A 14,289-nucleotide genomic window follows, 5' to 3' on the forward strand; every position below is an offset into this window, starting at 1 on the left:
TCATGAAACCAGTTTTTTTTATGTCGATAAAATGCGATCAAAACTTCTCACATTTTACAAAAATCATTTTACTAAGAAATAAATACGCTCAATACAAAGTAAACCAATCCTGCTAAAATAGCCGAAATAGGAATCGTTAATATCCAAGCCCAAATCAAACTTACAGTGACACCCCAACGAACCGCAGATACACGTTTTGTTAATCCAACCCCGATGATAGAACCTGTAATAGTATGCGTTGTACTTACCGGAATTTTTAAGTGTTCTGTAAAATACAATGTTAAAGCTCCGGCAGTTTCAGCTGCAACACCTTCGAATGATGTTACTTTTGTAATTTTAGAACCCATTGTTTTCACAATTTTCCATCCACCACTCAAAGTTCCCGCAGCAATAGCAGAATAACACGCTAATGGAATCCAGCCCGGCATTACTCCTTTTATTCCTAAATCATCATTTGGCAAAACAACGTCTAACCAGGATGCCATATGAACTCCGGGATTTGTATTGATATATACCGCTACAGCTGCAGCAATAATACCCATTACTTTTTGAGAATCATTTCCTCCGTGTCCTAAACTAAAAGCAGCAGAAGATAGTAGTTGCATTTTTTTCAAAGCAGCATCTGCCTGATGAAGATTCAAACTACTGAATATTAAACAAAAAGCACTTACTGTTAAGACAATGAAAGCAACTAAAAACCATTTAATATTATGCGGATCAAAAGCTACGCTCCAAAAATGAGAATCAAAACGAGGTTTGCCATTCTTAAGAATCTCTTCATAAGGAACCATTAAATTACTCACAATCCAAACTGTGGCAATCATTAAACCTACGGTGAATATTTTAGGAAAAATACTTTTACGAGAAGCGTTTAACAACCAAATTGAAATTAAATACGAAGCTAATGCTCCTAACAATGGTGCTAAAACAATAAATGCAATAATGATAAGGACTCCCGAAGGCATTCCGCCATCTTTTCCAGCTTTGTACCAGCTTACGATTTCGTACCAATAATGAGTACTTCCATCTTCTCCGGCGTAACCTGAAAAACCGTGTACAGCGATCGCATGAGCTATTGCTGCTCCGGCGAAACCACCAATTAAAGTATGTGATGAACTTGAAGGAATTCCCAGCCACCAGGTTAATAAATTCCAGCAAATCGCTGCAATAACACCGGCCAGAATTACAACCAGGTTAATCTCCATGGTGTGCGCTGTTTTGGCAACAGTATCTGCAACACCAAATCCGAAAACCCAATAGGCTAAAAAGTTAAAAAATGCTGCCCAAAGAACGGCCTGAAAAGGCGTTAGTACCTTTGTAGCAACAACGGTAGCTATAGCATTTGCCGCATCATGAAAACCATTGATGTAATCAAAAATTAAAGCTAATACTATAATAATTATAAGTAGCGTCATAAAATTATAACTTCAGAATGAAATAAATTGAATTTAAGAATGTTTTACAGAAATAGATTCCAGTATGTTTGCAACACTCTTACATTTATCTGTTGCTGATTCTAAAACAGATAACACCTCTTTATATTTAATGATATTTTTAGCGTCTGTTTCGTTTTCAAAAATTTCAAAAACTGCTTTGTTATAAACGTTATCCGACTTGTTTTCCAATTTATTAATTCTGGCACAAGCATCTTTTATGACTTTGAAATTCTTTAAATTTCTCAATTCTTTTACGGCACTATCAATGTTCTGACAAGCTTCAAGATTGATTTCTGTCATTTTTCTGATTGATTTTGTGATCTTATCAACCTGATACAATCTCATTCTGCTTGCGGCACCATGAAGGTAATCTGCAACGTTATCAATAGAAGTAATTAAGGTGTGAATATCCTCTCTATCAAATGGAGTAATAAAGTTTCTGCTCAATTCAAGATTGGTTTGACGTGTAATGTCTTCTCCTTTTTGCTCTAATTCATCAATTTTTTGAAAAAGAACTTCTCTTTCTTTTAATGGAAGGTTTACAGCTTCGTGTAAGTTAGAAGCTAATTCAATTAAATTGCTTGAAGCCTCTTCAAAAAGTGGAAAGAATTTCTTGTCTTTCGGCACTAAAAATTGGAAAATACTGTTTATTGACATTTTTATATTTTTGATAGTGCAAAATTACTTCATTAATGTTCTATAATGTTAAGCCATTGTTAACAAATCGTTTTCAATTTGGAAACTATTCAGGAATGCAACTGTCTTTTCAATATCATAATGCAAGATTCGATCTTCTTTCACCAAAGGCACAACTTCTCTGTAACTGCTTAAGAACATTTCGATGAAATCACTTGATTTTAAAGGCTCTCTATAAGCAATTGCCTGAGAAGCATTCATTAATTCAATCGCCAAAATACGTTCTAGATTATCCATAACGCGCAACGCCTTTGTTGCTCCGTTTGCTCCCATGCTCACGTGATCTTCCTGTCCGTTGCTCGAAACAATACTGTCAACACTTGAAGGAGTTGCCAATTGTTTGTTCTGACTTGCGATACTTGCTGCAGTATATTGTGGAATCATAAATCCTGAATTTAATCCCGGATTATCAACCAAAAATGCCGGAAGATTTCTTAAACCCGAAATCAACTGATACGTTCTTCTTTCAGAAATACTTCCTAATTCAGCTAAAGCGATTGCCATAAAATCTAAGGCTAAAGCTAAAGGCTGTCCGTGGAAATTTCCTCCAGAGATAATCTGATCGGCTTCAATAAATATATTTGGATTATCGGTAACCGAATTGATTTCGGTTTTGAATACTTTTCGAACATAATCGATCGCATCTTTTGAAGCTCCATGAACCTGAGGCATACAGCGGAAAGAATACGGATCCTGAACGTGCTTTTTCTCCTGAGCAATAATTTCGCTTCCTTCTAAAAACTCATTTATTCTTCGAGCCGTTACAATTTGACCTTTGTGAGGACGAATAAAATGAATCAATTCGTTAAAAGGTTCGCTTCTTCCATCAAAACCTTCCAAAGAAATAGTTCCGATTAAATCAGCCAAATACGAATATTTATAGGCTTTTAATAAAATATAGGCTCCATAAGCACTCATAAACTGAGTTCCGTTAAGCAAAGCCAAACCTTCTTTTGACTGCAAAACAATTGGCTCCCAATTAAAATGTTTTAAAACTTCTGCGGAAGCCACTTTCTTTCCTTCAAAAAGCACTTCGCCTTCTCCTAATAAAGGCAAAGATAAATGCGCCAATGGTGCCAAATCTCCTGATGCACCAAGTGAACCTTGTGTATATATAATAGGAAGAATATCATTATTATAGAAATCAACCAAGCGACTTACCGTTTGCAATTGAATCCCTGAATGCCCATAACTTAAAGATTGAATTTTAAGTAACAGCATCAATTTTACAATTTCCGCAGGGACTTCTTCTCCGGTACCGCAAGCGTGCGACTTTACCAGGTTTTCCTGAAGTTTTGATAAATTTTCATTCGAGATTTTCACATTACAAAGTGACCCAAAACCGGTGTTGATTCCGTAAATAGGTTCTGAATGCGATGCCATTTTTTTATCTAAATAATCACGGCACTTCTGAACGTTTACTTTTGCTTCTTCAGATAATTCAAGCATTTTCTGATTCACAATAATCTCTTGCAGATCTTCTAAACTTACCGTTTCAGTACTTATATAATGGACTTCTCTCATGTCATTTTTAATTTAAGGCATCAAAATTCAACAAATCAATATTAAAAAGCAACATTTGTTCATAATAATTAAAAATTGAACCGAACAAATTCTATGTATTTATCTATTTCACATTACTAATCATACAAAATCAAGGCTTTATTTTCTTCTGCAAAATCAAACGCAAAAACTTAATTATAAAAATTAATTTCCTACTTAATTTATAGACTAATGACTGTTTTTATCCAATATTTTGATTAAAACCAACCTTTTAACCTCATGTATTCCCAACAAATACAGCTTCAAATATACGAATACATCAATTTATGATATTCAATCTTAACAAAACCTCAATATTAAATGAATGAGATTTGAATTATTAAAATATTCGCAAAAAGAAAATAAAGGTTTTTAGCTTTTATAAAAATCTGTACTTTTGAAACATCAAAAATGAAAAGTAACAGCGCAAAATATCAATCTACAATGACAACTCAAACTGGAGTTGCAATTGCTGCTACAACAATTTCTACAACAACTACTACCCCTTAGGGGTATACATTTTACATATAATCCTGGTTATCTATACTTTTTTCGTGAAAGAAGAAAGTCATTGGATACATAAAAATATTTGCATAAAAAGAAAAAAATCATCAAAATGAAAGTATTAAAATTTGGCGGAACTTCGGTTGCCAATGCTCAAAATATAAAACTCGTTCTCGAAATTGTTAACCAAAAATCAAAGCAAGATCAATTAGTTATTGTGGTTTCAGCTTTAAGCAAAGTGACCGATTTATTGCAATTGGCAGCAGCAAAAGCGGCAGCTAATGACGAAAGCTTTAGAGAAATTGTTGCTGAAATCGAGAAAAAACACCTTGATACTTTAAAAGAACTTATTCCGGTTAGCGAACAAAGCAGCTTGTTGAGTCATATCAAAAGAATCATCAACCATTTAGAAACTTTATTGGATGGATGTTTCTTATTAGGCGAATTATCTCCAAGAACGGCTGATACTATTTTAAGTTTCGGAGAATTACTTTCGTCTTATATCATTGCGCAGGCGTATCAGCAAATTGATAAAAATGTGGTTTATAAAGACAGCCGCGAAATAATCAAAACAAATGCTGACTTCGGAAAAGCAGTTGTGAATTTTGAGATTTCAAACCAATTGATTCAGGAATATTTTGCAGAAAATAAATCGCAAATCAATATTTTACCGGGATTTATCGCTTTGACTCTTGACGGAATCACTACAACTTTAGGCCGTGGTGGTTCTGATTATACTGCTGCTATTATTGCCGGAGCACTTGATGCATCACAATTAGAAATTTGGACAGACGTGAACGGAATGTTTACTGCCAATCCGAAAATCGTAAAACAGGCACAGCCAATTGCCAACATTTCATATCAGGAAGCGATGGAATTGTCGCATTTTGGAGCCAAAGTGTTGTATCCGCCAACAATTCAGCCTGTTTTAAGAAAAAATATTCCAATTTTAATTAAAAATACTTTTGAACCGGAAGCGGTGGGAACTTTGATTTCTGATCAGGTTTCGTCTAAAGATTCGGTTGTAAAAGGAATCAGCCATATCGATAATATTTCGCTTGTAACACTTGAAGGTCCGGGAATGATTGGAGTTTCAGGTTCATCAAGACGTTTGTTCGAAGTATTATCTCAGGAAAAAATCAATGTTATTTTCATTACTCAGGCTTCTTCTGAACATTCCATTTGTATCGGAATTTTGAATTCGGATGCTGAAAATGCAGAAGCTGCGATCAACAGAGCTTTTGAAGTAGAGATTTTGCAGAACAAAATCGATCCTGCAATTGTAGAAAAAGACCTTTGCATCATTGCTTTGGTTGGAGAAAACATGAAAAACCACCAGGGTTTGAGCGGTAGAATGTTCAGTACCTTAGGAAAAAACAACGTAAATATCCGTGCGATTGCGCAAGGTGCTTCTGAACGTAATATTTCGACTGTGATCAACGAAAGAGACGTTAAAAAAGCGTTGAATACTTTGCACGAAAATTTCTTTGAAGAAAACACCAAACAGCTGAATTTATTCGTAATGGGTGTTGGAAATGTGGGTGAAAAATTCATTGAGCAGATTCACTCTCAAAAGAAATTCTTAAAAGATAATTTAAAAATCAACGTTCGCGTTATCGCTTTATCAAATTCAAGAAAAATGGTTTTTGACGAAGACGGAATTTCATTAAAAGACTGGAAATCGACTTTAGACAAAGGCGAACATGCTATTCCAACAGAATTTATCGCACGTGCCAAAGAAATGAATTTACGTAACAGTATTTTTGTGGATATTACAGCAAATGCAAGCGTTTCTGAAATGTATGAGAAATTCTTAAAAGAAAGTATTGCCGTTGTAACCTGCAATAAAATTGCCTGTTCCTCTGCGTATGACAATTATAAAAAATTAAAAAGTTTATCTCGCCAATACAACGCTCCATTTTTGTTTGAAACGAATGTGGGTGCGGGATTGCCAATTATTGACACCGTAAAAAACTTAATTGCTTCTGGCGATAAAGTGCATAAAATTCAGGCGGTTTTATCCGGAAGTCTGAATTTCATTTTCAACAATTTTGACAAGAATAACTCTTTTCATGATGTTGTAAAAGAGGCCGGAGTTCAGGGTTTCACAGAACCAGATCCAAAAATAGACTTAAGCGGAATCGACGTTGCTCGTAAAATTCTGATTTTAATTCGCGAAAGCGGTTACGAAATGGATATTGACGCCATCGCAAACGAATCATTCCTGCCAGCCGAATGTTTGGAAACAACAAATAACAATGATTTTTTTGCATCGCTAATAAAACACGCTCCACATTTTGAAAAAATATACGAAGAAGCATTAGCAAAAGATTCAAGATTGAAATACGTAGCGCAATTCGAAAACGGAAAAGCAAGCGTTGGTCTGCAATTCATCACAAAAGATCATCCTTTCTATAATTTAGAAGGAAAAGACAATATCGTATTGTTCTACACAGATCGTTACGTAGATCAGCCGTTATTGATCAAAGGCGCCGGAGCCGGAGCTGCGGTTACGGCATCAGGGATTTTTGCAGATGTAATTCGCATTGGAAACGTTTAGTAAGGTACAAAGGCACAGAGGTGCAAAGGTTCAAAGGTTTTTACTTTGTCGCTTTGCCTCTCTGAACCTTTGAACCTAAATATAAAAATCTAGAGGCAAGCCTTTGTTCCTTTGAACCTTTGCCACTTTGAACCTATTAACATGGAAGAAATTAAACTATTTTGCCCGGCAACTATCGCGAATCTTTCGTGTGGATTTGACGTACTTGGACTTTGCTTAGACACTGCGGGTGACGAAATGATTGTTCGAAAAACAGATCAGAAAGGCGTTCGTATTACTAAAATTGTAGGTGCTGATTTACCATTGGAAACCGAGAAAAACGTTTCAGGTGTTGCAGCTTTGGCAATGTTAGAAGCTTATGAAGGCCATTTTAATTCTATAGATTTTGGTTTTGAAATCGAAATCTACAAAAACATTAAAGCCGGAAGCGGAATTGGAAGCAGTGCTGCAAGTTCTGCCGGAGCGGTTTTTGGGATTAATGAATTATTAGGAAGACCATATTCCCGTAAAGATTTGGTGCAGTTTGCGATGCAGGGCGAAAAATTAGCCAGCGGAAACGCGCATGCAGACAACGTTGCTCCTGCCCTTTTAGGCGGATTTACTTTAGTAAGAAGTTATGCTCCACTTGATATTATCCGAATTGACAGTCCAGAGGAATTGTACGCAACGGTTGTTCATCCTCAAATTGAATTGAAAACTTCAGATGCTCGTTCGGTATTGAAACAAACGGTTTCCCTTAAAAGTGCGATCATGCAATGGGGAAATGTGGGCGGATTAATTGCCGGTTTATACACCAAAGATTATGATTTGATTGGAAGATCGCTTCATGACGAAATCGTTGAGCCTTTAAGAAGCGTTTTGATTCCGGGTTTTGATTTAATCAAACAAACGGCTCTAGAAAACGGTGCTTTAGGTTCCGGAATTTCAGGTTCCGGCCCGTCGATTTTTGCTCTAAGCAGAGGAAAAAATACCGCCGACCAAATCGCCAAAGCCATGAGCGATGTTTACGAAAACATGAATTTGCCTTATGAAATTCACGTATCAAAAATTAATCCTGATGGCGTGAGGATTCTTTAAAAGAATTAAAAAAAATTAGAATTAAAAATTTGTGGACGTTTGTCAGACTGAGCGGAGTCAAAGTCCGCAAAGTATGAAACAAAAAGTATAGCACACAAAGAATAACACACAGTTTGTCATTTCGAGGAACGAGAAATCACATAACGTAACCACACAGTACGTTGCTCTCTGGATGTGATTTCTCGTTCCTCGAAATGACAAAACGAGACTTAAATAATATAAATATTGGGATTTGGAATTTTAAAAATTGGAATTTGACAGAAAGAAAGTCTATTTTCTATACTCTATACTCTATTCTCTTTTTCTAAAATCTAAAATCTAAAATCTAAAATTAAACCATGAAATACTATAGTTTAAACCATAATGCACCAGAAGTTTCGTTTAAGGAAGCTGTAATACAAGGATTAGCGAGTGATAAAGGATTGTATTTTCCGCAGATCATTACGCCTTTAAATCCTGCGTTTTTTAATGTAATCGAAAATTTAAGCCATAACGACATTGCTTTTGATGTGATTCAGCAGTTTGTGGGCGATGACATTCCCGAGGAAAATTTAAGAGAAATTATTAAGGATACCTTATCTTTTGATTTTCCGGTTGTGGAAGTGGAGAACGGGATTTATTCGTTAGAATTATTTCACGGGCCAACAATGGCTTTTAAAGACGTTGGAGCGCGATTTATGTCACGTTGTCTGGCGTATTTTAATAAAGATAAAAAAGACAGTAAAAATACCGTTTTAGTAGCGACTTCCGGAGATACGGGCGGTGCGGTTGCGAGCGGATTTTTGGGTGTTGACGGCGTTGATGTTGTGATTTTATATCCTTCAGGAAAAGTGAGCGACATTCAGGAAAAACAATTGACCACTTTAGGAAAAAACATTAAAGCACTTGAAGTAGATGGCGTTTTTGATGATTGCCAGGATATGGTTAAAAAAGCGTTTTTAGATGAAACTTTAGCGCATAAAAACCTGACTTCGGCGAATTCTATTAATATTGCGCGATGGCTGCCACAAATGTTCTATTTCTTCTTTGCTTACAAAGCATTGAAAAGCCAAAACAAACCGTTGATTTTCTCTTGCCCAAGTGGCAATTTTGGGAATATCTGCGCCGGAATTATGGCAAAGAAATTAGGTTTGCCAATTGAGCATTTTGTAGCGTCTACCAACGTCAACGATACCGTACCTAGATTCCTGGAAAGCGGAAAATACGATCCAAAACCTTCTAAAGCAACTATTTCGAACGCTATGGACGTTGGAAACCCAAGTAACTTTATTAGAATTCAGGAATTGTACAACAATGATTTAAAAGCTTTCGAAAAAGATTTCTCATCGTACAGTTATACCGATGAAGAAACACTCGCAGCCCTAAAACAAATTTACAATACCAACGGTTATATCGCAGAACCACACGGCGCTGTGGGTTATTTAGGTTTGAAAAAAGAATTACAAAAACACGATAACGCGATTGGTGTTTTCTTAGAAACCGCACATCCTATTAAATTTTTGGATGTGGTTGAACCTGCTTTAAGCATTACACTTCCAATTCCAGAGCAGATTGAAAGTGTTATGAATGAAGATAAAGTGAGTGTGAAGATTAAGACTTATGAGGGATTGAAGGCGTTTTTGGGGTAATAATTTTTATCTCTTTAATAAATTTTGAAGCCACGGATTACACCAATTTAATAGAAGTGTGATTTGTGGCTTTTTTATGTATAATTTGACTAGCTTTTCATAAGTATTAATATTATGTTTGATATGTCTTTTCTTAATCGCATTTGTAAACACGTTCAAAAAAAGGAACTTCGACTAGTAGTTAAAAATTAATTAAAATGGCAATTTGGCAATATCTTTTGATCGTAGTACCTGAAAATTCTATTAACGATAACTACGAATGTATTTTCAAAAATAATAAATCAGATTTTTTACCTGACACAGATTCTTTTTGGAAAAATTTTGATGGAAATATTTCTTCAATTATTTCTGAACTTGATAATATTATTCCAAAAGCTGGTTGGGGCGATGAAACTTGTTTAAATTGGAAAGGAAATGAAAAAAAGGAAGAAGATAATGATGCTTGTATTTGCTTAAATGATGATAAAACTAAAATTGAAGAGTTTCATTTTAGAATTGATTTAAGAAAAGCCTCAAATATTACTAATGTCTTTCAATCGATTTTGAGCCTGTGCGAAAAAAATAACCTTCTATTGATGGATTTAAAAGGAAATATTTTAAAACCAATAATAGAAACTCTTATTGAAAGTATAAAAGTTTCAAATGCATATACTTTCTTAAGCGATCCTGTAAAATATTTAGAAAACTTAAGTAAAAATAGTTCAGATGAAACAAGAACATAAACTCATACTTGAGTTATTAGAATCTTATCTAGAAAAGAATCCAAGTCAGAGATTTGGCCAGGCACTTTTCAATCTTAATATTAATGAATTTCAGAAAACTACCGATCCCAGAAATCCAAATTATAATATTAGAGATATTCATGGGGACAATGATCTAGACATTATTAAACGAATTAAGAATCGATTGGACTTAATGAATTCTTTAAAAACAAATAATTGAAAATAGAATTATGGAAAAGTCATTTCTAATACTATTGATTATTCAAATGCTATGTTATGGCTTAGTTGATCATTTTAAAATCAAATATGGTCGTTTCATAATTTTGTCAATTTTCCTATTCCTTTTTTTAATATTGCTTCCGATTTATTTTCGTTTACCAGAAACTAAGTTTCAAAGCTGTTGTGAATGCTATAACCCTTTTGCCTATTTCAAAGAATATTGGAATATTGGAATTTCAATAGTTTTATTAACTCATTTTACCTATTACTTTTTATTAAATAAGAAATCAAAAAAACTTAAATAACAAATTGGGCTAAAGCCATTCTTCAATATTGTAATTTTGTTCTTCCAGCTAAAGCTGGAGGCAATTCAAAAATTTAAAAAATTATTACCCGCATAAATAGTATCATGATTACAAAAGCAACCTTACAAGATATTCCCGCATTAAACATTTTAATTAACTCTGCTTACAGAGGCGAAACTTCTAAAAAAGGCTGGACTACCGAAGCCAATTTATTAGAAGGAAAAAGAACAAATGAAGAAGAATTAATGGAAACGATTCTGAATCCGAAGAATACGATTTTGAAATACACGGAGAACGATAAAATTATTGGTTCTGTTTTATTGGTCGAAAAAGAACATCAATTGTATTTGGGAATGTTAACCGTTTCGCCAGAATTACAAAACAGCGGAATCGGGAAAAAGCTATTGGCTGAAGCCGAAAATCACGCTAAATCTTTGGGTTTGTCGAGTATTATTATGACCGTTATTTCGGTACGTGAAGAGCTTATTGCGTGGTATAAACGCCACGGTTATGTTGATACAGGCGAAAGGGAAGCTTTTCCTGAGAGCGGAATTCATATCACGGTTTCTGAGGTGCCTTTGGAGTTTATTTATTTGGAGAAAAGGATTTAAGTTTCTCTTGCCACGAAGGCGCTAAGGCACGAAGTTTTTTTAATCTCGCAATCCTGATAGCTATCGGGAGCAGAGTCGCAAAGTTTTCTTTTTTCATATTTCTTTACTACTTCGTTCCCGATAGCTATCGGGATTGAGAGATTTTCAATTCTTACGTTAGACGCACTGCTGTGCGTCTCTACAAAAAAACCTATGCCTCTTTGTAACTTTGCAACTTTGAACCTTTTTTAAATAATAAAAAATGAACATACATCTTTTACCTAAAGAAGATAATAAAGCCTCTATTTGGAGTGGTGGATTGACATATGAATATATGATATATCCGGAAACAGCAAGCTATGCCGACAGAGATTTTGTATTCAGAATAAGCAGTGCTACAATAGAGCAAGAGCCTTCTGAATTTACCAAATTTAAGGGCTATTATCGGTATTTGGTTATGCTAAATAACGGCTTGCATATTGTGGTAAACAAAGAAAAAAAAGTATATGAGAAATATGAAATCATGGAATTTAATTCAAATGATGAGGTGACTTCTTATTCAAAAGGTATTGATTTTAACTGGATGGTTTCTGAAAAAATACGTCATCACAAACTGAAAATAACAAATAATAATCAGAATTGTAATGCTCAAATAATGATTTTATTTTCTTTACATACAACAGTTATTAAAATTAATGAGAATCCATACCATCTCAAACCTTATGATGTATTAGTGATTGAAAATATAAAAAAGGAAAATATAATGCTTCATTTTTCTAATGAATGCCTCTTTGGAGTATTGGATTTTTAATCATATTTTGCCACGAAGGCGCTAAGACACGAAGTTTTTTTAATCTCGCAAAGTCGCAGAGTCGCAAAGAAATATAAAAGAGAAAACTTTGCGGCTCTGCGACTTTGCGAGATTATTTTTTTTAAACCTTTGACCCTTTGTTGCTTTGCCCCTTTGAACCTTCTCTCATACGGAACAACAATCCTTAAACCCTTCTCTTAATCTTCGACAAAAATTCATGGGAAACGCCAAGATAGGAGGATAAGTTTTTATTGCTTATCACTTTAAACTTGTTCGGATATCGTTCTATAAATTCCAGATAACGTTGTTTGGAATTTTTGTTTAAAACATCTAAAAGTCTTTGTTGAATGGCGATATTGGCTTTTTCAACCATTATAATATGAAACTGGATCAGTTTTGGAACCTGCTCAAATAAGAGCGTTTTATTGGCTTTGCTAATGACCAAAATTTCACTGTCTTCTAGTGCCTTGATGTTGTAAGTTGTTGGCTTTTGATGGTAAAAATTTTCCAGATCGCACATCCACTCGTTTTCGAAAGAGAAGAAAATAACAGTTTCATTTCCATTATCATTCAAAATATAGGTTTTAAAAGCTCCTTTTAAAATAAAGCATTCATAGGAACTGTTTGAATTTTGAATTTGAAGAAATTCATTCTTCTTAAGTTTAATAAATTCTGTTTTTTCAACTACAAAATTCCATTCATCATCTGTTAGGGAAATTTTGCGTTCAATGCTTAATCGTAGGTTTTTATACATGTGACTTTATTTTTATTCTTACTCAGGGGCGTAAGTAGGTGAATGAATGAAAAATAATGTAATCGATTACGCAAAAATATACTTTTTTGTAATGTAATTGCTGTTAAAGTATAATTAATAGTAATTTATTTTCAAAACATTGAACTTGTTCAACTTTTTTCATACAAATAATAAGCAGATTTGCAGTCTTAACTATTTAACCAAACTTAATTATTATGAAATTTAAATCAACATTTTCAGTGTTTCTTTTAACACTGGTTTTCGGTTTTACAGCGTGTAATACTGAAGAAATTACTTCTCCTCAAGGTGACGAGAATGCTGCTATTGAAACAACCACAACGAAAGCAAGTAATTTAACTGCAAAGGTTGGAAACTGCGCTCAGGTCCCGGGATGGGCATCACAAAACGGAGGAACAACCGGTGGAGGATCTGCCGCAGAAACAGTTGTTACGACTTACGCACAGCTGAAATCAGCTCTTGAAAACACTGCTGTTAAAGTAGTAAAGGTTACGGGTACAATTACCATTACGACAAGACTGTCATTTCAGGATCAAACCGGTAAAACCATTTATGGAGCAAGTGGTGCAAAATTGGTTTCGACGAATCAAACTAAAGATGGGTCTGGAATTATCAACATTAAAAGATGTAAGAATTTAATCATTAGAAACTTAATTTTTGAAGGGCCTGGTGCTTACGATACTGATGGTTGGGACAATGCTATTTTAGACGACTGCCAAAATGTATGGGTGGATCACTGCGAGTTTAGAGACGGTGTTGACGGAAACTTTGATATCAAAAACAAATCAGATTATATTTCGGTTACTTATTCTAAATTCCATTATCTAAAACCACCAAAAGCAGGAGGTTCCGGAGGATCAGACGATCACAGATATTCAAACTTAATTGGTTCAAGCGATGGTGCAACTGCTGATCGTGGAAAACTAAGAATTACATTTGCTCGTTGCTGGTGGGCTCCTGGATGTAAAGAAAGAATGCCGAGAGTTCGTTTTGGAAAGGTACATATCGTAAATAGTTTCTTTAACAGCACTGTGAGCAATAAATGTATCGCTGCTGGTTTTGAAGCTGATATTCGCGTAGAAACAAACGTTTTTGAAGGAGTAAAAACACCTATCGATTTAATGACTGGTTTTACAGCTGTTACTGCAGTTGACAACGTTTTTACGAATACCTCAGGAAACCAGGCAGGAAGCAATACTGCCTTTACGCCTCCGTACACCATTGTAAAACTTGATAAAACTGCCGTTAAAGCTGATGTTTCTGCTAATGCAGGTCCAACTTTAGGCGGAAATATCTGTGGATCATTTTAATTAAACCTCTTTTTTAGAATTCCATAGTTTCGAATTCATTGTTTGAAACTATGGTTTTAAAAATCTGAGTTAGTTAGTTTTAGTTTTGTCAACCCCTGCAAGTGTAAATCCTTACAG

General features: G+C 34.7%; 11 protein-coding genes. 7 read left to right on the plus strand and 4 right to left on the minus strand.

The genetic code is table 11. The annotated features are described in order from the left end of the window. Positions 1-71: 71 nt before the first annotated feature. The 3 genes from ASC72_RS01615 to hutH are packed head-to-tail and all read right to left on the minus strand — an operon-like array spanning position 72 to position 3,656. Positions 72-1,415: an inorganic phosphate transporter gene (locus tag ASC72_RS01615; RefSeq protein ID WP_056185698.1), complete on the minus strand. Its 1,344-nt coding sequence runs from the start codon at positions 1,413-1,415 to the stop codon at positions 72-74. Between the two features lie 33 nt (positions 1,416-1,448). Beyond that, positions 1,449-2,093 (minus strand): DUF47 domain-containing protein, encoded by a 645-nt coding sequence (locus ASC72_RS01620; RefSeq protein ID WP_007810732.1) that lies wholly within the window; start codon positions 2,091-2,093, stop codon positions 1,449-1,451. Between the two features lie 48 nt (positions 2,094-2,141). After that, positions 2,142-3,656 carry a histidine ammonia-lyase gene (hutH, locus tag ASC72_RS01625; RefSeq protein ID WP_056185701.1) on the minus strand — a complete coding sequence of 505 codons (1,515 nt, stop codon included), beginning with the start codon at positions 3,654-3,656 and terminating at the stop codon, positions 2,142-2,144. Between the two features lie 634 nt (positions 3,657-4,290). Between hutH and thrA the strand changes: the two genes are divergently transcribed. The 6 genes from thrA to ASC72_RS01660 all read left to right on the plus strand — a co-directional run bounded on the left by thrA (position 4,291) and on the right by ASC72_RS01660 (position 12,090). Then, on the plus strand, positions 4,291-6,738 hold the full coding sequence (gene thrA, locus ASC72_RS01630; RefSeq protein WP_056185703.1) for a bifunctional aspartate kinase/homoserine dehydrogenase I: 2,448 nt from the start codon (positions 4,291-4,293) through the stop codon (positions 6,736-6,738). Positions 6,739-6,879: 141 nt separating this feature from the next. Further along, the gene (locus tag ASC72_RS01635; protein WP_056185706.1) at positions 6,880-7,815 is read left to right on the plus strand and encodes a homoserine kinase; all 936 of its coding nucleotides are present in this window, start codon (positions 6,880-6,882) and stop codon (positions 7,813-7,815) included. A 338-nt stretch (positions 7,816-8,153) separates the two neighbouring features. Continuing rightward, complete coding sequence (thrC, locus tag ASC72_RS01640) at positions 8,154-9,443, plus strand: threonine synthase (protein ID WP_056185709.1); 1,290 nt, start codon at positions 8,154-8,156, stop codon at positions 9,441-9,443. Between the two features lie 197 nt (positions 9,444-9,640). Beyond that, positions 9,641-10,165, plus strand: coding sequence for a hypothetical protein (locus ASC72_RS01645; RefSeq protein WP_056185712.1), 525 nt, complete (start codon positions 9,641-9,643; stop codon positions 10,163-10,165). Between the two features lie 628 nt (positions 10,166-10,793). After that, positions 10,794-11,300 carry a GNAT family N-acetyltransferase gene (locus ASC72_RS01655; RefSeq protein WP_056185720.1) on the plus strand — a complete coding sequence of 169 codons (507 nt, stop codon included), beginning with the start codon at positions 10,794-10,796 and terminating at the stop codon, positions 11,298-11,300. 241 nt (positions 11,301-11,541) lie between these two features. Beyond that, positions 11,542-12,090, plus strand: coding sequence for a HutD family protein (locus ASC72_RS01660; protein ID WP_056185723.1), 549 nt, complete (start codon positions 11,542-11,544; stop codon positions 12,088-12,090). A 184-nt stretch (positions 12,091-12,274) separates the two neighbouring features. Here the strand turns inward: ASC72_RS01660 and ASC72_RS01665 are convergent, their stop codons facing one another. Further along, on the minus strand, positions 12,275-12,844 hold the full coding sequence (locus tag ASC72_RS01665; protein WP_056185727.1) for a Crp/Fnr family transcriptional regulator: 570 nt from the start codon (positions 12,842-12,844) through the stop codon (positions 12,275-12,277). A gap of 215 nt (positions 12,845-13,059) precedes the next feature. Here ASC72_RS01665 and ASC72_RS01670 point away from each other — a divergent pair, with 215 nt between their 5' ends. Next, entirely contained in the window at positions 13,060-14,172 is a 1,113-nt protein-coding gene (locus ASC72_RS01670) for a polysaccharide lyase family 1 protein (RefSeq protein ID WP_056185730.1), read from the plus strand. The last annotated feature ends 117 nt before the right edge of the window (positions 14,173-14,289 follow it).

Source organism: Flavobacterium sp. Root420 (assembly GCF_001427905.1).
Classification (GTDB): domain Bacteria; phylum Bacteroidota; class Bacteroidia; order Flavobacteriales; family Flavobacteriaceae; genus Flavobacterium.